The organism is Aeromonas sp. 96A (genome assembly GCF_051919165.1).
GTDB lineage: Bacteria > Pseudomonadota > Gammaproteobacteria > Enterobacterales > Aeromonadaceae > Aeromonas > Aeromonas veronii.
Map to the genome: position 1 here is coordinate 1,335,927 of NZ_JBQBFE010000001.1, position 19,653 is coordinate 1,355,579.

A 19,653-nucleotide genomic window follows, 5' to 3' on the forward strand; every position below is an offset into this window, starting at 1 on the left:
TCACATAACTTGCAAAAAAACGGCATGTATCCATCCCGTGTGATGAACGACACAAAAATGACTTTCCAACCCCCCTATACCCCATTGCAAACGCCTTTTCTCCCCTTGCAGGTGACACAAAATTGCTTGAATCTAGCCTAGACACCGCTCCCGAGAGAAACGTTGTATGACGGAGAACGCAGCCCCCCGCCAGCCCCTCAGCTGGTTTCTGCCAATGCTGGTCGGTATGGTCATCGCGACCCTGACCTCTCCCCCCGTGCGAGCCGGCGAGCAGGTCATCGTCCAGTTGCCGTGGCAACACCAGTTCCAGTTTGCCGGTTACTACGCGGCCATCGCCAAAGGGTTTTATCGGGAGGCCGGTCTGCATGTCACCCTGCGCGAAGCGGACTCCCGCACCGATGTGGTCAGCGAGGTGATCTCGGGAAAGGCCCATTTTGGCATCAGCGGCAGTGATCTGCTGCTGGATCGGGCTGCCGGTCGTCCGGTGGTGGTGCTCGCCGCCCTGCTGCAGCACTCGCCGCTGGTTCTGCTCACGCTGGATCGGCCAGATATTCGCAACCCGGCCGATCTGGCCAACAAGCGACTGATGCTGGAGCCAGGCTCCAACGAGCTGCTGACCTACCTTTCTCACCAGACCCGCAGCCGCGACTGGGTCACCCTCCCCTACAAACAGGGGATACAGGCACTGCTGGCGGGCAAGGTGGATGCCATCAGCGCCTACAGCACTACCGAGCCCTTCTATCTGCAGCAAAGAGGCATCCCCTATCGGGTCTTCAGCCCGCGCACCATCGACTTTGACTTCTACGGCGACAACCTGTTTACCTCCGAACGGGAGCTGATCACCCGACAGGATCGGGTCTACGCCTTCCAGCAGGCCAGCCTCAAGGGGTGGCGCTATGCGATGGACCACCCCGAAGAGATGATCAACCTGATCATGGAGCAGTACCCGACCGGGGCTGGCCGTGAACAGCTGGAGTTCGAGGCTCGCGAAACCAGAGCGCTGATGCAGCCGGATCTGATCGAACCTGGCTACATGCAGCAGGAGCGCTGGCTGCAGATCGCCAAAACCTATCTGGAGGCGGGCATGCTCACGGTATTGCCCAACCTCGACCGCTTTATCTACGATCCGGCGCAGGAGCGGCTGCGCCAGCAACGGCAACTGCTCGACAAGAGCGTGGCGGTGGCCATGCTCATCACCTTTACCCTGATGACCCTGCTCGGCATCTTTTTGCACCTCTATCTGCGCCTGCGTGAGGAGGCGCGGGATCGCCAGCGGCTGACCCGTGAACTGGCCCAGAGCGAGCAGCACTATCGCTTCGTGGCGGAGAACAGCGCCGATGTGATCTGGACCATGGATGCCGCCAGCTTGCGCTTTCGCTATGTCAGTCCGGCCATCGCCCCCCTGAGCGGCTACGAGGCCCCCGAGCTGTTTGCCCTGCCCCTCAAACAGCTACTGCCGGAGGCCTCAAGACAACTGCTACGCGAGGAGATCTCCGCCACCCTGGAGGCCTGGCAGCGGGGTGAGCACGACCAGACCCGCCGGGTCATTCGCACCCAGCTGCGCCACAAGGATGGCCATCTGGTGGCGACCGAGACCATCACCACCCTCCATGGCAACCACAATGCCCAGCCGGAGGCGATCCTCGGGGTCACCCGGGATATCACCGAGCGGGCAGCGCGGGAGGAGATGATGCGCCGCCTCGCCTTCTACGACCCCCTCACCGGGCTGCCCAATCGCCGCTTGCTGCAGCAACGGCTCAAGGAGCTGATGGAGCAGGAGGCACCCCGTCCGCTGGCGCTGATGTTTATCGATCTCGATCACTTCAAACCGATCAACGACACCTTCGGCCACGAGACCGGGGATATTCTGCTCAATATGGTGGCCGAGCGGATGAGCCACTGCGTGCGCAAACAGGATCTGGTGGCGCGGCTGGGGGGCGACGAGTTCGTTATCTTGCTGCCGGAGAGTGGCGACGAAGTGCTGGCGGTGGCCGACAAGCTGCACCAGCAGCTGCGCCATCCGTTCCAGCTGGAGGGGCAGGAACTGCTCATCTCCAGCAGTATCGGGCTGGCGCTCTATCCCGAGCACGGGGAGGATGCCAAGACCCTGATGCACCACGCCGATCAGGCCATGTATCAGGCGAAGAATCGCGGCCGCGGCCGGGTCTGCCTCTATACCGAAGGCCTTGATCCCGAGCAGGGCGCCCTGCTGTGGCAACCCGGCCACGAGTGCGGTCACCCGCGCATCGATGCCGAGCATCGCCAGCTCTTCGTATTGACCAACCGGCTGCTGGAGCGGATGAAAGATCAGCACGAGGATCCGGCCCCGTTTCTGGAGAGTCTGGAGAGCCTGTTCGACATGGCTCGTCACCACTTCGCCTTTGAAGAGCAGATGCTGGCGGAGATCGACTATCGGGAGCTCGTCAGCCACCATCAGGATCACCAGCGCCTGCTCAACAAGGCAGGTCAGCTGCTGCACGCCGCCAAAGCGGGGACGCTGGGCAACGACGAGCTGCTCAACTTCATCATTCAGGAGCTGGTGGTCGGCCACATGAGTCAGGCGGATCGCCGCTACTTCCCCCTGTTCAGATCAGAGCGCAGCGTGTCGATCGCAGAAGGGATCGCCTAGTCACCCCGCAGGGCAACCACGGGGTCGAGACGCACTGCCCGCAGCGCAGGAGCGACCCCGGCCAATAGGCCAACCAGCGCGCTGCAACCGAGCGCCAGCAGCAGATAGAGAGGATGGAGGGTGAGCGGCAAGCCGGCCGCCAGCAGGGTGAGCAGCAGCTTGAGCCCGCCGAGCAGGGCCAGCCCCATGGCCCCGCCCAGCAGCGCCAGCACCACGGCTTCGAGCAGAAACAGCAATAGAATGCGCCGCCGCGGGCAGCCCAACGCCATCAGCAAGCCCACCTCGGGGATCCGCTCCTGCTGGGCGATGCTCATGATGCTGAAGATGCCGACCGCCCCGATCAGCAGCGAGATAATGCCGAGCCCGCCAACCGCCAGCTTGATGATGGAGAGTATCTTGTCGAGGCTGGTCAGCATGTCCTGCTGGGAGGTGAGGGTAAAATCCTCGGCGCCGTGGCGAGCGATCAGCACCCGCCTGATCTGGGCCGAGATGTCGGCCTCCCTCTGCCCGGCGCGATAGATGACGTCGATCTCCTGCAGCCCCTCCTTGTTGAACAGCGCCTGGGCGTGGGCGGCGGGCAGATAGATCATGTCATCCAGATCAAAGCCGAGAAATTGCCCCTTGGGGGCCAGCACCCCGGCCACCCGAAAACGGCGATCACCGGCGCGCAGCAGGCTCCCCGGCGCATCGCCACCAGGGAACAGCTCCGCTGCCACCTTGGCCCCCAGCACCGCATAGGCGCGGGGCATGGCACTGTCATCCGCGGGCAGAAAACGCCCCTGCACCAGGGTGAGTCGCCAGCCGGAGAGCGCCGCCGGACCTGTGCCCAGAATGGCGGTGCTGCGGGTGAGCCCGCGGCTGCGTACCTCCCCCTGCCCCTGCACCACAGGGAGCGCCGCCTCTACCCCTGCCAATCTGGCGAGGGCATCGGCATCCTCCAGCAGCAGGGGACGGCTGCTGGAGAGGATGCCGGGCGGGCCGCCTGCGGTTTCGGTCTTGCCCGGGGTCACGGCGATCAACCGGGTGCCAAATTGGGAGAAGCTGTCGAGCAGATAGAGCCTGAGCCCCTCGCCGATGCCGGTGAGCAGGGTCACCGAGGCGATCCCGATGGCAATGCCGAGCGCCGACAGCAGGCTGCGACTGCGCCCCGCCAGCAAGGCGCGCCAGAGCCAGAAAAGCAGATCAGCAGCGCGCATCAGCCACCGCTCCACTGCCCGCTGCGCAGGCTGCTGACCGGATCTTGCCGTGCCGCCCGGGAGGCGGGCAGCCAGCTAAAAAACAGCCCGGTCAGCAGGGCCGCCGGTATGGTGCAGAAAGTAGCGAGCAGAGGGACCGCCGCCGGAAATCCGGGCCAAATCACTCCGGCGAGGCTAACCAGGGCATAGCCCAACACAGTGCCAAACAGCGCGCCACTGCCGCTCAACAGCAGCGCCTCCCACAAAAACAGCTGGCGGATCTGGCGACTGTCGGCCCCCAGCGCCTTGAGCAGGCCGATCTCGCCGGTGCGCTGGCGGGTGCTGATCAGCGCCAGATTCATCATCATGATGCCGGAGACCAGCAGGCTGATGGCACCGATACCGGCAACTGCCAGGGTGAGGGTCGAGAGAATGGTGGAGAAGGTGGCCAGCATGGCGTCACGGCGCACCACGGTCACATCGAGCACCCCGTGGCGCGCCTGCATCAGCTGCTCCAGTCGCTTGACCAGCGGCGGCACCGCTTGCCCCGCCAGCGGCTGGATCAGCAGCCGAAACAGCCCCTCGGTGTTGAATAGCCGCATGGCGCTGCCCACCGGGATCAGCGCCGCCTCGGCCATATCCATCCCCAGATTGCTGCTCTGGCTGGTGAAGACCCCCACCACCCGAAAGCGACGATTGTCAAAACGCAGCCACTGGCCGACCGGATCGGCCTGACCGAACAGCTCACGGGCCACCTTGGCCCCGAGCAGAACGGCCGGGCGATCCTCTGCGGCATCCCCCGGTAGCCAGCGGCCGGAGAGCAGCTCCAGCCCGTGGGTATCGCGCAGCCCGTTGCTGCTGCCAAGCAGCATGGTCTGGCGCAGCCGCGCCCCCTGTTTGGCCTCGGCAAAGCCCATCACCAGCGGCACCAGCCGCACGTTTGGCTGATGCTGGCCAAGGTAGTGCATATCATCGAGAGTGATCTGCCGCAGACTGTTGCCGGTGACCGGCGGCAGCCCGCCGGTGGTCTCCTTGCGGCCGGGGAACATCACCAGCAGATCCTTGCCAAGGGAGCTGAACTGGTCGGCCACATAGCGCCTCGCCCCCTCCCCCAGCGCGGTGAGTAGCAGCACCGAGGTGACGCTCAGACTCACCGCCAGGATCAAGACCAGCGCCCGTGAACGCTGACGCAATAACGCCACGGCGGCAAAGCGGATCACATCGGGCCGCCGCATTCAGCCACCGCCGCTATCAATGTTGATGCGGCCATCGTTCATCAGGATCCGTCTGCCCGCCCGTTCACCGAGGCGCGGATCGTGGGTCACCACCACCAGCGTGATCCCCTGCTCCCGGTTGAGCCCCTCCAGCAGGGTAATCACCTCCTCCCCGGAGCGGGAGTCGAGATTGCCGGTGGGTTCGTCGGCCAGGATCAGCCGCGGCGCCATTGCCATGGCCCGGGCGATGGCTACCCGCTGACGCTGACCGCCGGAGAGCTCGGCAGGGCGGTGCCCGGCCCGGTTTTCCAACCCCAGCTCCCCCAGCAACTGCTGGCTTCGGCGATGGCGCTCGGCGGGGGCGATCCCGCACAGCATCAGCGGCAGCTCGACGTTTTCACGGGCGGTGAGGCGGGAGATAAGGTGAAACGACTGGAACACGAAACCGATGCGATGGCCGCGCAGCTGGGCCAGCGCCGGCTCTGACAGGGTGGCGGTATCCTCCCCTCCCAGCCAGTAACGCCCCTCATCGGGCCGATCCAGCAGCCCCAGCACATTGAGCAGAGTCGATTTGCCGGAGCCAGAGGGGCCCATCACCGCCAGATACTCCCCCTCGGCAACCCGCAGGGATACGCGGTCGAGGGCGGCCACTTCGCTCCCCCCCAGAGTGAAACGACGGCTGACGGCATCAAGGCGAATGAGATCACTCATCCGTCTGCTCCGTGGCGGCGCTGAAAGGGCCCTCCCCGACAATCTGTCCGGGCTGGGCTGCCAGCCGATCACTGGCAGCGAGCCCCTCGGCCACCTCAATCCAGTTCCAGTTCTCCACGCCCCAGCGGGGCACCACCCGCACCAGCTTATCCCCTTCCAGGCGCAGCACGCTGCCATCGTCGGCCCGGCTGCTGGCCGCTACCCGCAGCACATCGGTAGCGCGGGTCACTTCGACTTCGAGGTCAGCGCTGTAGCCGATAAGCAGGGGGACATCGGTGGGCAGGGCAGTGAGCGTAGCCTCCACCTCGACGGTGCGGGCCTGCTTCTCCAGCTCCTTCACATAGGGGGCGATACGGGTGACGGTGGCGGCAAAATCGCGCCCGGGCATGGCATCGAGCAGTACCCGGGCAGACTGGCCCACCTTGAGGCGGGCGGCATCCACCTCATCGATGGGGGCAGAGACATAGAGGCAGCGATCGTCGATAAGATCGATCACCGGAGGCATGGCAACCCCGGGCGGTGAGGGAGTCATGTATTCGCCCAGCTTGCTGTTGACCTCCGCCACCACCCCGGCAAACGGCGCCAGCAGGCGACGCTCGCTCAAGCGGGCCTCCACCTGGGCGACCAGCGCCTCGTCAACCCGCTCCTGCTGGCGGGATGCCTGACAGACATAGCGGCGGGTATCGGCCAGATTCTGGGCCTGCTCGGCGAGGGTGCGGGAGGTGAGGTTTTTGGCCAGCAAGGTGGCCAGCCGGTTAGCCTCCCGCTCGTAGTAGGCCGCCTCGCTGCAACGCTCCTCGCGCTGGGTCTTGCCGAGCGCCTGCTGGGCGCGGGCCCGGGCGAGATCGGCATGAATATCGTCACTCCAGAGGGTCAGCAGCAGATCTCCCCGGGCTACCCGCTCCCCGGCCTTGACGGCGATCTGCTCCACCACGCCGCCACCGGGCAGACTGAGCCCGGCCCGCTGGCACGACTTGATGGTGCCAGCCCGGGTATTGACCACGGTGACCAGCACATCCCCCCGCCCGACCTCTGCCAGTCTGATCGGCGTCGGCTGCGGTCGCCACCACCATGCTGCCGCAGCCACCGCTACCACGACGCAACTTCCCCACCACAACCAACCTCTCTTCATCGCGCATCCTTTCGCTAGTGACTCCCGTCATGAGCGTCGGGAGAGCAGGGCATAATAGAGCAAGGGTATCACCACCAGGGTGAGCAAAGTGGAGACCAGGATCCCGAAAATCAGGCTGATGGCCAGTCCGTTAAAGATGGGATCATCGAGGATAAACAGGGCTCCGATCATCGCCGCCAACGCCGTCAGCATGATGGGTTTGGCCCGCACCTGCGCCGCTTCGATCACCGCCTGCTCGAACGCCACTCCGGCGCTGCGCTGCTGCTCGATAAAGTCCACCAGCAGGATGCTGTTGCGTACGATGATCCCGGCCAGGGCGATCATCCCGATCATCGAGGTAGCGGTAAACTGGGCCCCCAACAGGGCGTGGCCCGGCATCACCCCTATGATGGTGAGCGGAATGGGGGCCATGATGATGAGCGGCACCAGATAGGAGCGGAACTGGGCCACCACCAGCAGATAGATGAGGATCATCCCCACCCCGTAGGCGATACCCATGTCGCGGAAGGTCTCGTAGGTAATCTTCCACTCACCGTCCCACAACAGCGCCACCTCCCCCAGCTTGTCGGGCTGCTGCACGTAATATTGGGGCAGGTCGATATCGGCACCGGCGGCAAACATGCCGTAGAGCGGGCTGTCGGTATGGCCACCCATGTCGGCCACCACCATCACCATGGGCTGCATGTTCTTGTGCATGATATAGCTGGGGGCCACCTCATCACGGCGACTCACCAGCTCGGAGACCCGCACCAGCTGGCCGCTCTGGCTGCGCACCTTGAGGGCCAGTACGCCCGCCAGATCCCGTTTGTCACCGGGAGCCAATTCGATACGGATCGGCACCGGATACTTGGCGCCGTGACCCTGCAGCCAGCTGGCATCCTGATAACCCCCCCCGCCATTGAGGGTGTTCACCAGATCCCCGAGATCGACCCCGAGCAGGGCCGCCTTGCTGCGATCCACCACCAGCCGCCACTTGGGCTGCGGGTCGGTCAGATAGATATCCACATCCACCAGATCCGCCGTGGCCACAAAACGAGCCTGTACGGCGCGAGCCGCCGCTTCGCGGGCGGCCTGAGTTGGGCCATAGATTTCAGCAACGATAGGTGACCAGACCGGCGGGCCGGGCGGCACCTCAACGACTTTCAGGTTGCCCCCTGCCGCACTGGCGATGGCCTGCAGCGGCTCCCGAACCGACTGGGCAATCTGGTGACTGCTGCGATCCCGCTCATGCTTGTCCACCAGATTGACCTGAATATCCCCCACGTTAGCGCCGCTGCGGATAAAGTAGTGGCGCACCAGCCCGTTGAAATTGATGGGGGCGGCGGTGCCGGCGTAGATCTGGTAATCCTTCACCTCCTCCACCTTGGCAAGCTCTCGTCCGACCGCCAGCAGGGTGCGCTCGGTCTGCTCCAGGGTCGCCCCCTCCGGCATATCGAGCACCAGCTGAAATTCCGACTTGTTGTCAAAGGGGAGCATCTTGAGCACCACCCACTGCACCACCGGCATTGCGGTGGCGGCCCCGACCAGCAGCAACACCACCAGCCAGAGTTTGCGTCTGGCGCGCTTGGCGCCATCACCAATCAGGAAAGGGGTCATCAGCCGGTGAAAAAGACCCGCCTTGGCCTCGCCGTGGGCACCGTGCACCTCACCTTTGAGCAAATGGCTCGCCAGCCAGGGGGAGAAGATAAAGGCCACCAGCAGGGAGATAAGCATCCCCATGCTGGCATTGATGGGGATGGGGCTCATGTAAGGACCCATCAGCCCGCTGACAAAGGCCATCGGCAGCAGAGCCGCAATGACGGTCAGGGTCGCCAGTATGGTCGGCCCCCCCACCTCGTCTACCGCCCCCGGAATAAGCTCCTTGAGCGACCCCTTGCCCAAACCGCGATGGCGGTGGATGTTCTCCACCACGACTATGGCGTCATCCACCAGAATGCCGATGGAGAAGATCAGCGCAAACAGCGACACCCGGTTGAGGGTAAAGCCCCAGGCCCAGCTGGCAAACAGGGTCAGTGCCAGGGTGATGACGATGGCAACGCCCACCACCAGCGCCTCGCGCCAGCCCATGCTCACCAGCACCAGCAGCACCACCGCCGTGGTGGCAAAAATCAGCTTGCCGATCAGGGTGTTGGATTTGGTCTCGGCGGTGACGCCGTAGTCCCGGGTCACCGTCACCTCGACCCCGGCCGGAATAAGCCGATTCTTGAGACTCTCGACCCGCGCCTCCACCCGCTTGGCCACATCGACCGCGTTCTGGCCTGGCTGCTTGCCGATGGCCAGGGTCACCGCCGGATAGCTGCGATCCCCCAGCCCCATCCAGCTGCGCTTGGTCGGAGTCTCCTGACCCAGAGAGACCCTGGCCACCTCCCCCAGATAGACCGGCTTGCCGTCGTGCAGCCCCATCACCAGCTCTCTAGCCTCCTGCTCGCTTTGCAGGAACTGCCCCACCTGTACCTTAATCTCACTGTTGTTCTGCTCGATAGCCTGTGTCGTGCCTACCTGATTGGCGGCCGCCAGTCGCTGACTCAGCTCGCCCCAGCTGATGCCGTGGGCGCTAAGGGCCGCCGGATCCGGCATCACCCGCAACACGGCACTCTGGCTGCCCAGCGTGTAAATATCGCGGGTACCGGGAATGCGCTTGAGTTCGGTCTCCAGCTCATGGGCGACCTGGGTCAGTTCGGGTGCCCCCAGTTGCTTGCTCCCCTCTTTGCTCCATAAGGTCAAACTGACGATAGGGACATCATCGATCCCCCGGGGTTTTACCAGTGGTTGACCGACCCCGATCCCCTGTGGCAACCAGTCGCGGTTGGAGTCGAGCTGGTTGTTGAGATCGACGATGGCCTGCTCGCGGCTCACCCCCACCTTGAACACCACCACCAGCAGGGCGCCATCGGGTTGGGAAAAAGAGTAGAGGGTATCAATGCCCTTTATCTGGGAGACCACCTGCTCGGCTGGGGTGGTAACGAGAGAGGCCACTTCAGCCGGAGTGGCTCCCGGGAAGGGAATGTAGACATCGGCGAAGGTGACATCGATCTGCGGCTCCTCCTCCTTGGGGGTCACCAGCACCGCAAACAGACCGAGCAGCAGCCCCACCAGTGCCAGCAGCGGAGTGATAGCCGAGCCCTGAAACAGCGCAGCTAGTCGACCCGCAGGCCCCAGTCTCTCCTTGTTACCGTTCAGCTCGCTACTCATGGGCCATCTCCTGCTGCTGCGCCCAAGCATCAGGGGCCAGCTTGTCACCGGCTTGCAGACCGGCCAGGATCTCGCACTGCCCTTCAAAGCAATGGCCTACCCGCACCGGCGTCAGGGCCCAGCCAGCGGGCTGTTGCAGGTAGACACCGTTGAACTCCCCTTGCCGCAGCAAGGTGCGATCCGGCACCTGCAACACCTGACGCTCACCCTGCTTGAGCTGCACCTTGAGCCACATGCCGGGCAATACCCCGGTGGTTTGCGGCGGCAAGTCGAGGCGCAACCTGAAGGCATGGCTCTGGCTGTCGGCATAGTTGAAGCGGGTCAATTTGACCGGGGTAACGGCCCTGCCATCCGGCAGCAGCACCTGCACATCCGCAGGCTCACGAGCAAGCGTCAGGGTGGATTGGGGCAACTCCACCTCCACCCGCAAGGTGTCGAGGGAGAAGCCGGAGAGCAGCGGGGTACCGGGGGCGACAGTCTCCCCCAACTCCACCAGCCGTTTGGTCACCACTCCGGCGTAGGGAGCCAGAATGCGGGTATAACCGTAGGCCTCGCGGGCCTGAGTGAGAGCTGCATCGGCAGCGTTCACCTCGGCGCGGGCGGCGCGATCCGTCGCCTGGGCATTATCGAGCTGGGCGCGGGTGATCACCCCCTTGGCAATCAGCGCCTGAAAGCGGGCGAGCTGGCGCTCGGCTTCCACTTGCTGAGCCTGTGCCCGCGCCAGCCGCGCCTCGGCACCCGTGACGGCGGCAAACTGCTCCTTGCCGCTGATCTCCAGCAGCGGTTGCCCCGCCTGCACCTGATCGTTCACATCCACCAGCATGCGGGAGACCCGGCCGCTGGTCTGGGCCGCCACCGTCCCCTGATTGATGGCACTGACGGTGCCATCCAGCGTCAGCCAGTCAGTCACCGGCCGTGGCGCTACTGTCAACAGGGGCTCTGGCTCCCCGTCCGCGGCAAAGGCCCAGGGGGATGTCATGGCCTGCGATGTCATCACCATCAATGTGATCCCCAGCAACCGGATCTTTTCCATCATTACTCTCCTTCCCTGGCGTAATCTGTCACTTCACGGGATCAGGCGGTATGGGACTGGCGCACCTTATCCACTCCCCGAACTGGCGCCTTGGTCAGCACCCTGGCCAGCCCTCGGTCAAACAGCAAGATCCCGGCCACCATGGCCGCTATAAACAACATTATCATGGGCTGCCCGCTGGAAATGAGACTCAGAGCAGGCCCCGGGCAGATACCCACCAATCCCCAGCCGATGCCAAACAGCGCCGCCCCGCCGATCAGCCGGCGCTCCAGCCGAGGGGCCGGTACGGCAGCGATGGGCTCCCCCAGCACACTCTGGCGACGGGGTTTCACCAGCAGAAAGTAACCCGGCATAAAGACCAGCAGGGCGCCCCCCATCACAAAGGCGAGGCTGGGATCCCAGGCCCCGGCCAGATCGAGAAAACCGGTGACCCGGGCGGGATCCATCATGCCGGAGATGGCCATCCCCAGTCCGAACAACACACCCGCAAACAAACTTGTCAGCAACTTCATGGCAATCAGCCCCTTACAGCAGATGATGAGTGACGAAGACGGTGATAAAGCCAGCCGCCATAAAGGTCAGGGTGGCGACGATGGAGCGCCGGGAGAGCCGCCCCATGCCACAGATGCCGTGGCCGCTGGTGCAGCCATTGCCAAGACGGGTACCGACCCCGACCAGCAGACCGGCCAGTAGCACAACGGGCCAGCCGGGCAGCGTGGTGAATGCAGGCATGGTGGCCCAGCCCAGGGTCAGCGCCAACCAGGCTCCCGCCCCCAGTCCCAGCAGAAACAGCACCCGCCAGGGCGCACGGTGTTGCAGCGCACCGGCCAGAATGCCGCTGATCCCGGCCACCCGGCCGTTGAACAACATCAAGATCAGGGCCGACAGCCCCGCCAGCATGCCACCGCCCAAAGAGAGCAGCCATTGGCTTTCCATCATCAAGATTCCTTATTTTCCGAGTGACAAAAATGGGTTTGCAGCGCCCCCAGCACATCGGCGGCCGCCTCGCTCACCAGCGAGTAGTAGATCTGCTGGGAGACCTTGCGCGAACGGATCAGGCCGTAGCGCTTCAATACCGAAAGTTGCTGGGAGAAGGCCGACTGCCCGAGTTGGCTATGGGCCAGCAGCTCCCCGACCCCCTTCTCCCCCTCCACCAGCTGGCAGAGCACCATCAGGCGTTCGGGATGAGCCAACGCCTTGAGCAGGGAGGCGGCGGCTGTCGCATGTCTGTTCATCTCGTCGAATTGGCTCATAAGAGTAAATTAGCAATTGCTGATATTTGTTCTATTGTATAAAACAACACTAAATTAGCAATATCTAAAGTAGATAAGGAGAAAGACCATGACAGTAGATAACGGAGTCAGAATCGTCGCGGGTTGCATGTTGCTGCTCTCGCTGATCCTTACCACCTGGGTTCATCCGGGCTTTGTCTGGTTGAGTGCCTTTGTCGGGGTCAACCTGATCCAGAGCGCATTCACCGGTTTCTGTCCGGCAGCGATGATCCTCAAACGGATAGGATTTAAATAAACGGGTCGGATGACCCGGCTCACATGAGCGTGTAATAAACGCAGGAGGCTGAACATGGCAACGGTAATCGTCATCGGCGCGGGTCTCGGAGGCATGTCTGCCGCCTACGAACTCAAGGCCGAACTGGGCAAGCAGCATGAGGTGATCCTCATCAATGACAAGCCGGACTTTGAATTTACCCCCTCCAACCCCTGGATTGCAGTCCAGTGGCGGGAGCGCAAGGAGACCTCGATCCCCATCGAACCCCATGTGAAGAAAAAGGGGATCCGCTTTATCCATGCCGCCCTGACCGAGCTGCAACCGGCGGCGCAGCAGCTCACCCTCTCCGATGGCCAGACCCTGCGTTACGACTTTCTGGCGATCTGCACCGGCCCGGCCCTCGCCTTTGACGAGGTGACGGGGGCTGGCCCCGAATCCGGTGGCACCACCAGCGTCTGTACCCTCTCCCACGCCGAAGAGTGCCGCCACAGTGTCAGTGCCCTGGTCGATGAGCCCGGCCCTGTGATTGTCGGCGCCATGCCGGGCGCCTCCTGCTTCGGTCCCGCCTACGAGTACGCATTCATCCTCGATCGCCACCTGCGCGACAAGAAGGTGAGAAAAAATGTGCCCATGACCTTTGTCACCAGCGAGCCCTACATCGGCCATCTGGGTCTCAACGGCGTGGGTGACTCCAAGGGGATGCTGGAGAGCGAACTGCGGATGCGCGATGTGCAGTGGATCTGCAATGCCCGCACCGTGGCGGCGCAAGATGGCCAGATGACGGTGGAGGAGCTGGACGATGAGGGCAACATCAAGCGCACCCACACTCTGCCCTACAAACACGCCATGATGCTGCCCGCCTTTGTCGGCATTGCGCCGCTGCGGAGCATCGAGGGGCTGGTCAATCCCCGCGGCTTTGTCATCGTCGACGAACACCAGCGCAACCCCACCTTCCCGCAGATTTACGCCGCCGGGGTCTGCATCGCCATTGCCCCGCCGCACAAGACGCCGGTACCAACCGGGGTGCCCAAGACCGGCTACATGATTGAGGCGATGGTGCGCACCCTGAGCCACAACATCAAGGCGGAGCTCAGCGGCCAGCCGCCGGTGACCAAGGCAGTATGGAATGCCATCTGTCTGGCGGACATGGGGGACACCGGCGCCGCCTTCGTCGCCATGCCGCAGATCCCGCCGCGCAACGTCGCCTGGTTCAAGAAAGGAAAGTGGGTCCATCTGGCCAAGATCGCCTTTGAGAAGTACTTCCTGCACAAGATGCAGGTGGGGGATACCGAGCCCATCTACGAGAAACTGATGCTCAAATACCTCGGTATCGACAAGACCGAATGACCCCGCAGACCCGGCCCTCGCCGGGTCTGCTTTTGGCGGCCCTGCGCGGCAAAAACGGGGCTTTCGATTATGTTTCAAGATGTTGCTGCCGGCAGCGCGGGGTTTACCCTGCCTGCCGCCTCGGCTATCATTCGAGCCTCTTATCAATAGCGGAGACCATCAGTGGGCAACTCATCAAGTGACAGTTGTAGACCGACCCTCATCGTCGGTACCAAGGTCGCGAGCTAGCCGCAGGTCTTTCTCTGCCGCATGCTCGCAACCCTGCGAGAAGCGGAAATCCACTCCCCTCTTCTCCCTTTTTACACTTGACGTCTGGTGACCTGTGGCCAACCGCCACGGTCGCCATGCCTGCATAGTTTCTGCTTCCCACAAGGAGGCTGCTATGCGTTTTATCTCAATCAAACCGGCTGCGGATCGCGCGGTCGCAACAGGTTCTGTTGCTACCCGGGTTCACCCCCTGTTGAGCCGGCTCGGCCGTGGCATACTGCCACGCTGGCTGGGCGGCAAACAGCGCCAGCACCACTACCGGCTGCAGATCCGCTGCGAGGATCGCGCCGATATGGAGCAGGTGCTGGATATGGTGAACCACACCCTGCAACCGGCCGGGCTGCAACCGATGCAATCGATGAAGCCGGGTCGCGGCGGCGGGCGTGAGCTGGTGCTCAACCTGCAGTGCACCCCGCCCCAGCGACGCTATCTGGTGCAGTTTGTTCATCAGGTCGGAGTAGCACATCCGGTGCGCTGGCAACTGCGCCCGCGCATCGACTGCGATCCCGAACTCAACTGACCGCACACCCGCGTTAACCACAGTGAAAGGGGCCAGCCACGCTGGCCCCCTTGTCGTGAGCAACAGCTTGCTCTGCGGCGGATCGGATAGCCGATACGCCGTTCATGCTCGCACGTATGTTCGCGCCTATGCTCGGCTCACCCCCAAGTGCCCGAGGGGCGGTGCGCTGTGTTGTTTTTCTGCTGGCCATCCGCGCAATCATCCCCTGATCCATCTGCCTCCCGGCGTTTCATCATGGATTGCACCAAACCAGCGCTCATCAGAAGGAGTACGCCATGAAGATGTGGCAACAAATTGACATGATCTCCCTGCTCGACACCCTGGCCAGCCTGCTGCTCGCCTTTGTGCTTGGCAGTCTGGTCGGGCTGGAGCGCCAGTACCGCCAACGTACCGCGGGCCTTCGCACCAACGTGCTGGTCGCCGTGGGGGCAGCCCTGTTCGTCAGCTTGGCCCAGCGAATCTATGACCTGCACGGCGGCAACTACAACGTGGTCCATGTGGTGGCCTATATTGTCTCCGGCATCGGCTTTCTCGGCGCCGGTGTCATCATGCGCGAGTCAGGCAATATCCGCGGCATCAACACCGCCGCCACCCTCTGGGGCGTGGCAGCGGTCGGCGCCGCCTGTGGCGCAGGGCTCGCCATGGAAGCAATCCTGGGCGCGTTATTCGTGCTGGCCGCCAACACCCTGCTGCGACCACTGGTCAACCAGATCAACCGTCGCCCGGTAGACAATCTGGATACTGAAGTCACCTACAAGGTGACTGCCCTGACCCCCCGTGAGCATCAAAAGGAGGTGCTGCACTGGCTCGAAGAGATGCTGGAGCAGGCCAACTATCCCATGAGCGAGCTCGACATCGAGCCATTTGGCGAGAGGGATCTGGAGATCTCGGCGGTGCTGCTGGCCACCTCCATTGATGGCGACGAACTGGATGCCCTGATGGTGAAACTCGGCATTCATCCCCATATCAAGCAGATATTCTGGCGCGCCAGCACCACGGATTGAATGGCTCCATCCACCAACGGCAAAAAGCCCCGCCAGCAATGGCGGGGCTTTCTCATATGGATGAGCGAAGAGTGGCTAGCGACGACTGCGCCAGCGCACCCTGGGGGCGATCACCTGGGCCGTCTGCGCAGGGGGATTACCCGCAATCAGTTGCTGCATTAGCTCGAAAACGGCGTGGGCCAGCGCCGGACAATCCTGCGCCACCGAGTCGATGCGCATGGGAATGCAGTCGAGCAGGTCGTGATCATCGAAGGTGCACAGCCGCATCCCCGTCTCCATCAACCCCGCCTCGTTGAGGTAGCGCAGCACCCCTTCCAGCAGGGTAAAGGAGGCGGTAAAGAGCCCCCTGGGGGGGCCCCCCAGCTCGGCCACCAGCTCGGCCATCAGCTGATAACCGGAGCTCGGCTGGTAGTCGCGATGGCGCACCCGGGCGGCATCGGCTTCAAAACCGGCGCGATGGAGCCCCAGCTCATAGCCCGCCAGCCGGTGACGACTAGGGGAGAGATCCAGCAGGCCACCGAAGTAGTAGATCTGCTCGCCGCACTCGCTGGTCATGTCCCGCACCAGCTCGGCGGTGGCCTTGCAGGCATCGGAGATCACCATGGGCAGGCGCGACTCGCCAATATGGCGGTCGAGCTGCACCACCGGCAGGCGGTCGTGGATGCGGGCATAGATGTCATCGCTGTGGCCGCTGGAGGCGACAATCAGCCCATCCACCTGGCGGCTGATGAGGTTGTCCACCACCCGCTGCTCGAGGGCGGGATCATCCTCGGAGCAGGCGATCAGCAGCTGGATACCCGACTCCCGGCAGTGGGCCTCGAGGGCGCGGGCTATGCGGGCAAAACCGAAGTTGGTGAGATCGGGGATCACCAGCCCCCAGGTGTAACTGCGGGTCTCGCGCAGGGAGCGGGCGTGAAAGCTCGGCAGGTAGTGACACTCCTCCGCCACCGCCTGAATGCGCTTGCGGGTATCGTCGGCAATCCGGTACTCCGCACTCTTCCCGTTGAGCACCAGACTGGCGGTCGCCTTGGACACCCCCGCCAGTTCGGCGATCTGGGCAATCGTGATCCGTTTCTTCTTCTCCACCTGGCCTCCCGGCTGACTAGAACCGGGCTATTGTACTAGGCACGCCGACAGCGGCCAGTGATTGAGGCAAATTTTGCAGCCATCATCGCCGTTACCTGATGAAAGTTGCGGCTTGTCCCCGGGGAAGTAGCGCGCCGACAGGCTGTGACGACCCTCATCGATGAAACACTCCAGACTGGAGCGATCGCACAGGACGGTGATCCGCCCGCCAGCCCATGGGCTGCTGCGGGTCTCCCACGCTCTGCTCTGCCAGTTCTGGCGCCGCAAGGTGATGCGCCCCGGCTGCCACACCAGCTCGGTCACGGCCCCAAACCAGAGGCTCCCCTCACCACACAGGTCCAGATCGAGCCAGGCCGAGTCGATGGCCAGCCCCGGAAACTCGCCAAGCGTCCCCTCGAAGCGGGTCAACTCTCCCTTCAATGCCGCAAGCTCGGCCACCGGCCGCTGGCAGAGCCACTCATCCTGCCAGAACAGCTCCCGCGGGCAGCTCATCTGGTGGATCCAGCCGTAAGCGACCGTAGGCTGGCTCATCTCGTTCTCCTCCGGCAGCCCCAACCAGCCAAACAGGAGGCGGCGACCCTGACTGTCCCGAGTGGTTTGCGGCGCATAGAACTCGAAGCCCCGGTCCAGCTCGTGGAAAGCCCCATGCTCGAAGCGCTCGCCGTCGAAGTTGCCAGAAAGCCAGCCGCACTGGTAGAGGTTGCGATAATGCTCGCCTGCCGGGGCAATCCCCTGCGGGCAGCTGATCAGCACATGCTGATCCCCCAGCGGGAAGAGATCCGGGCACTCCCACATATAGCCAAACTCACCCAGCCCCCCTCGCCCGCTACCGGCGATGGAGCCCACCCGCTGCCAGCTTTGCAGGGTGTCGCCGCGATAGAGCAGCACTTCGCCCTTGTCATCCAGGGTGCGGGCCCCCAGCACCATTAGCCACTGCTGGCCGTCGTGCCACACCTTGGGGTCGCGCACATGGCCGCTGTAGCCTGCGGGCAGATCCAGCACAGGCCCCAGCTTGGCAAAACCGCCCTCACCGTCGGCGCGGGCCAGACACTGATAGGCGGTGCGGCTGCCATCCGGGTATTTGACATTGCCGGTGTAGATAAGGGTCAGACGCCCCTGCTCGTCGCTCACCGCAGAGCCCGAATAGCAGCCGTGGCTCTCATAGGCTTCGGTGGGCAACAGCGCCACCGGCTCGTGCTGCCAATGCAGCAAATCGGTGGAGGTGACATGGCCCCAGCCCTTGTTGCGGTGCTCGCAGCCAAGCGGGTTCCACTGGTAGAAGAGGTGGTAGCGCCCGTCGTGCTCGATAAAGCCGTTGGGATCGTTAAGCAGCCCCACCGGGGCTGCCAGATGCCAGCGGGGCCGATGGGGATCGGCCGCCGCCTTGAGCTGTCCGGCCAGCAGCGACCGGACAATCTGGTTGAGAAGATCGCTTTCCTTCATCACTCCACCTTGTACTTGAGCAGGTAGGAAGCGGCGAAGGCGGCGCCAAAGGCGATCACCAGCCCGATGATGTAATGAACAAGGCTCATGGGCTGGACGATGGCCATGCCGGGAATACCCGTCAGCCCCACCGCCGTCATCCCCACCTTGGCCGCCACCACGTAGGCGCCGCCGCAGGCCCCGCCAAACAGACCGGCGAGGAAGGGTTTGATGTAGCGCAGGTTCACCCCGAAGATCGCCGCTTCCGTGATACCCAGCAGGCAGGACATGGCAGCCGGCACGGTAATGGCCTTGATCTTCACGTCGCGAGTCTTGAAGTAGACCGCGAGGCAAGCCCCACCCTGTGCCACGTTGGCCATGGCCCAGATGGGCAGCAGGAAGTTGACGCCAATTTGCGGATTGGCCAGCAGCCCCGCCTCGATGGCATGGAAGCTGTGGTGGATACCGGTGATGACGATAAGCGAGTAAGTGCCGCCAAACACCAGCCCCGCCAACCAGCCAGCCTGCTCATAGAGGGCGCTCAGACCGAACGAGATGCCATCCCCCAATACCCGACCCGCTGGGCCGATAAAGAGCAGCGCCACGAAACCGGTGATGATGACGGTGAGGAACGGCGTGAGGATTAGATCCAGCGCATCCGGAATGCGCTTGCGCAGCTGTTTCTCCAGATGGGACATAAACCAGACTGCCAAGAGCACCGGGAAGACGGTGCCCTGATAGCCGATCATCGCCACATCCAGCCCGAAAAAGTCCATGGTCTTGAAACCACCGGCCACGCCCCAGGCGTTGGTCAACGCCGGGTGGGTGAGGATGCCGCCAAGGGTCGCCCCGAGGTACGGATTGCCACCAAACTCACGTGCTGCCGTAAAGCCGATGAGGATCGGCAGTATGATAAAGGCCGCCGAGCTGAACATGTCGAGCATCACAAACAGGGCGCTGTCGGCATTGACCCAGCCGTAGGTGCGCACCATGCCGAGCAGCCCCATCAGCAGACCTGAGGCGACGATGGCCGGAATGATCGGCACGAAGATGTTGGAGAGGGTTCGCGCCAACCGCTGGGCCACGTTGAGCTTGGCCGCTGCCATGTCGGTCAGCTCCGCCTTGCTGGCGGTGCCGGTACCGGTCAGCGCCACAAACTCCGCATAGACCTTGTTGACCAGACCGGTGCCGAAGATCACCTGAATTTGGCCCGCGTTGCTAAAGCACCCCTTGACCCCCTCCAGCTTGTCGATGGCGGCCTTGTTTACCTTGCTGTCATCGGCCAGCACCAACCGCAGCCGGGTGGCGCAGTGGGCAGCGCTGACGATATTCTCCTTGCCCCCGAGCAGGGGCACCAGATCCTTGGCTATCGCACTGATATTCATATTATTCCTCTTATGACCCGCCACGCTGGC

At 63.5% G+C, this 19,653-nt stretch carries 17 protein-coding genes; 5 read left to right on the top strand and 12 right to left on the bottom strand.

Features of this window, described 5'->3' with window-relative positions; all coding sequences use genetic code 11:
* Positions 1-166 precede the first annotated feature (166 nt).
* On the top strand, positions 167-2,629 hold the full coding sequence (locus ACTG2W_RS06045) for a diguanylate cyclase domain-containing protein (protein ID WP_421308224.1): 2,463 nt from the start codon (positions 167-169) through the stop codon (positions 2,627-2,629).
* Here ACTG2W_RS06045 and ACTG2W_RS06050 read toward each other — a convergent pair.
* Genes ACTG2W_RS06050 through ACTG2W_RS06090 form a run of 9 tightly spaced genes read right to left on the bottom strand, consistent with a single transcriptional unit; the run spans position 2,626 to position 12,339 of the window.
* Positions 2,626-3,825 carry an ABC transporter permease gene (locus tag ACTG2W_RS06050; protein WP_362774245.1) on the bottom strand — a complete coding sequence of 400 codons (1,200 nt, stop codon included), beginning with the start codon at positions 3,823-3,825 and terminating at the stop codon, positions 2,626-2,628. The two genes, ACTG2W_RS06045 and ACTG2W_RS06050, sit on opposite strands and share 4 nt — an antisense overlap.
* On the bottom strand, positions 3,825-5,039 hold the full coding sequence (locus ACTG2W_RS06055; RefSeq protein ID WP_362774242.1) for an ABC transporter permease: 1,215 nt from the start codon (positions 5,037-5,039) through the stop codon (positions 3,825-3,827). Before ACTG2W_RS06055 ends, ACTG2W_RS06050 begins: the two co-directional genes overlap by 1 nt.
* Positions 5,040-5,729 (bottom strand): ABC transporter ATP-binding protein, encoded by a 690-nt coding sequence (locus ACTG2W_RS06060; RefSeq protein WP_040066014.1) that lies wholly within the window; start codon positions 5,727-5,729, stop codon positions 5,040-5,042.
* Entirely contained in the window at positions 5,722-6,861 is a 1,140-nt protein-coding gene (locus ACTG2W_RS06065) for an efflux RND transporter periplasmic adaptor subunit (RefSeq protein WP_139747575.1), read from the bottom strand. Before ACTG2W_RS06065 ends, ACTG2W_RS06060 begins: the two co-directional genes overlap by 8 nt.
* A gap of 27 nt (positions 6,862-6,888) precedes the next feature.
* Positions 6,889-10,053, bottom strand: a complete 3,165-nt coding sequence (locus ACTG2W_RS06070) for an efflux RND transporter permease subunit (protein WP_362774240.1) — start codon at positions 10,051-10,053, stop codon at positions 6,889-6,891.
* The gene (locus ACTG2W_RS06075) at positions 10,046-11,086 is read right to left on the bottom strand and encodes an efflux RND transporter periplasmic adaptor subunit (protein ID WP_106842555.1); all 1,041 of its coding nucleotides are present in this window, start codon (positions 11,084-11,086) and stop codon (positions 10,046-10,048) included. Before ACTG2W_RS06075 ends, ACTG2W_RS06070 begins: the two co-directional genes overlap by 8 nt.
* 41 nt (positions 11,087-11,127) lie before the next feature.
* Positions 11,128-11,598, bottom strand: a complete 471-nt coding sequence (locus ACTG2W_RS06080; RefSeq protein ID WP_005338003.1) for a YeeE/YedE family protein — start codon at positions 11,596-11,598, stop codon at positions 11,128-11,130.
* A gap of 13 nt (positions 11,599-11,611) precedes the next feature.
* Complete coding sequence (locus tag ACTG2W_RS06085) at positions 11,612-12,025, bottom strand: YeeE/YedE family protein (protein ID WP_181281556.1); 414 nt, start codon at positions 12,023-12,025, stop codon at positions 11,612-11,614.
* Positions 12,025-12,339: an ArsR/SmtB family transcription factor gene (locus tag ACTG2W_RS06090; protein WP_005338008.1), complete on the bottom strand. Its 315-nt coding sequence runs from the start codon at positions 12,337-12,339 to the stop codon at positions 12,025-12,027. Before ACTG2W_RS06090 ends, ACTG2W_RS06085 begins: the two co-directional genes overlap by 1 nt.
* 88 nt (positions 12,340-12,427) lie before the next feature.
* On the opposite strand from ACTG2W_RS06090, the gene ACTG2W_RS06095 reads away from it, so the two are divergent.
* The 4 genes from ACTG2W_RS06095 to ACTG2W_RS06110 all read left to right on the top strand — a co-directional run bounded on the left by ACTG2W_RS06095 (position 12,428) and on the right by ACTG2W_RS06110 (position 15,730).
* Positions 12,428-12,613, top strand: coding sequence for a YgaP family membrane protein (locus tag ACTG2W_RS06095; RefSeq protein ID WP_005344304.1), 186 nt, complete (start codon positions 12,428-12,430; stop codon positions 12,611-12,613).
* A 54-nt stretch (positions 12,614-12,667) separates the two neighbouring features.
* The gene (locus ACTG2W_RS06100; RefSeq protein ID WP_106842554.1) at positions 12,668-13,939 is read left to right on the top strand and encodes an NAD(P)/FAD-dependent oxidoreductase; all 1,272 of its coding nucleotides are present in this window, start codon (positions 12,668-12,670) and stop codon (positions 13,937-13,939) included.
* A gap of 382 nt (positions 13,940-14,321) precedes the next feature.
* Complete coding sequence (locus tag ACTG2W_RS06105; RefSeq protein ID WP_058055967.1) at positions 14,322-14,726, top strand: hypothetical protein; 405 nt, start codon at positions 14,322-14,324, stop codon at positions 14,724-14,726.
* A gap of 275 nt (positions 14,727-15,001) precedes the next feature.
* Positions 15,002-15,730: an MgtC/SapB family protein gene (locus ACTG2W_RS06110; RefSeq protein ID WP_106842552.1), complete on the top strand. Its 729-nt coding sequence runs from the start codon at positions 15,002-15,004 to the stop codon at positions 15,728-15,730.
* 75 nt (positions 15,731-15,805) lie between these two features.
* Here the strand turns inward: ACTG2W_RS06110 and ACTG2W_RS06115 are convergent, their stop codons facing one another.
* Genes ACTG2W_RS06115 through ACTG2W_RS06125 form a run of 3 tightly spaced genes read right to left on the bottom strand, consistent with a single transcriptional unit; the run spans position 15,806 to position 19,623 of the window.
* Positions 15,806-16,816: a LacI family DNA-binding transcriptional regulator gene (locus ACTG2W_RS06115; RefSeq protein ID WP_106842551.1), complete on the bottom strand. Its 1,011-nt coding sequence runs from the start codon at positions 16,814-16,816 to the stop codon at positions 15,806-15,808.
* A gap of 27 nt (positions 16,817-16,843) precedes the next feature.
* The gene (locus ACTG2W_RS06120) at positions 16,844-18,259 is read right to left on the bottom strand and encodes a glycoside hydrolase family 32 protein (protein WP_106842550.1); all 1,416 of its coding nucleotides are present in this window, start codon (positions 18,257-18,259) and stop codon (positions 16,844-16,846) included.
* Complete coding sequence (locus tag ACTG2W_RS06125; protein ID WP_040094833.1) at positions 18,259-19,623, bottom strand: sucrose-specific PTS transporter subunit IIBC; 1,365 nt, start codon at positions 19,621-19,623, stop codon at positions 18,259-18,261. The genes ACTG2W_RS06120 and ACTG2W_RS06125 overlap by 1 nt, the downstream gene beginning before the upstream one ends.
* Positions 19,624-19,653: the final 30 nt, after the last annotated feature.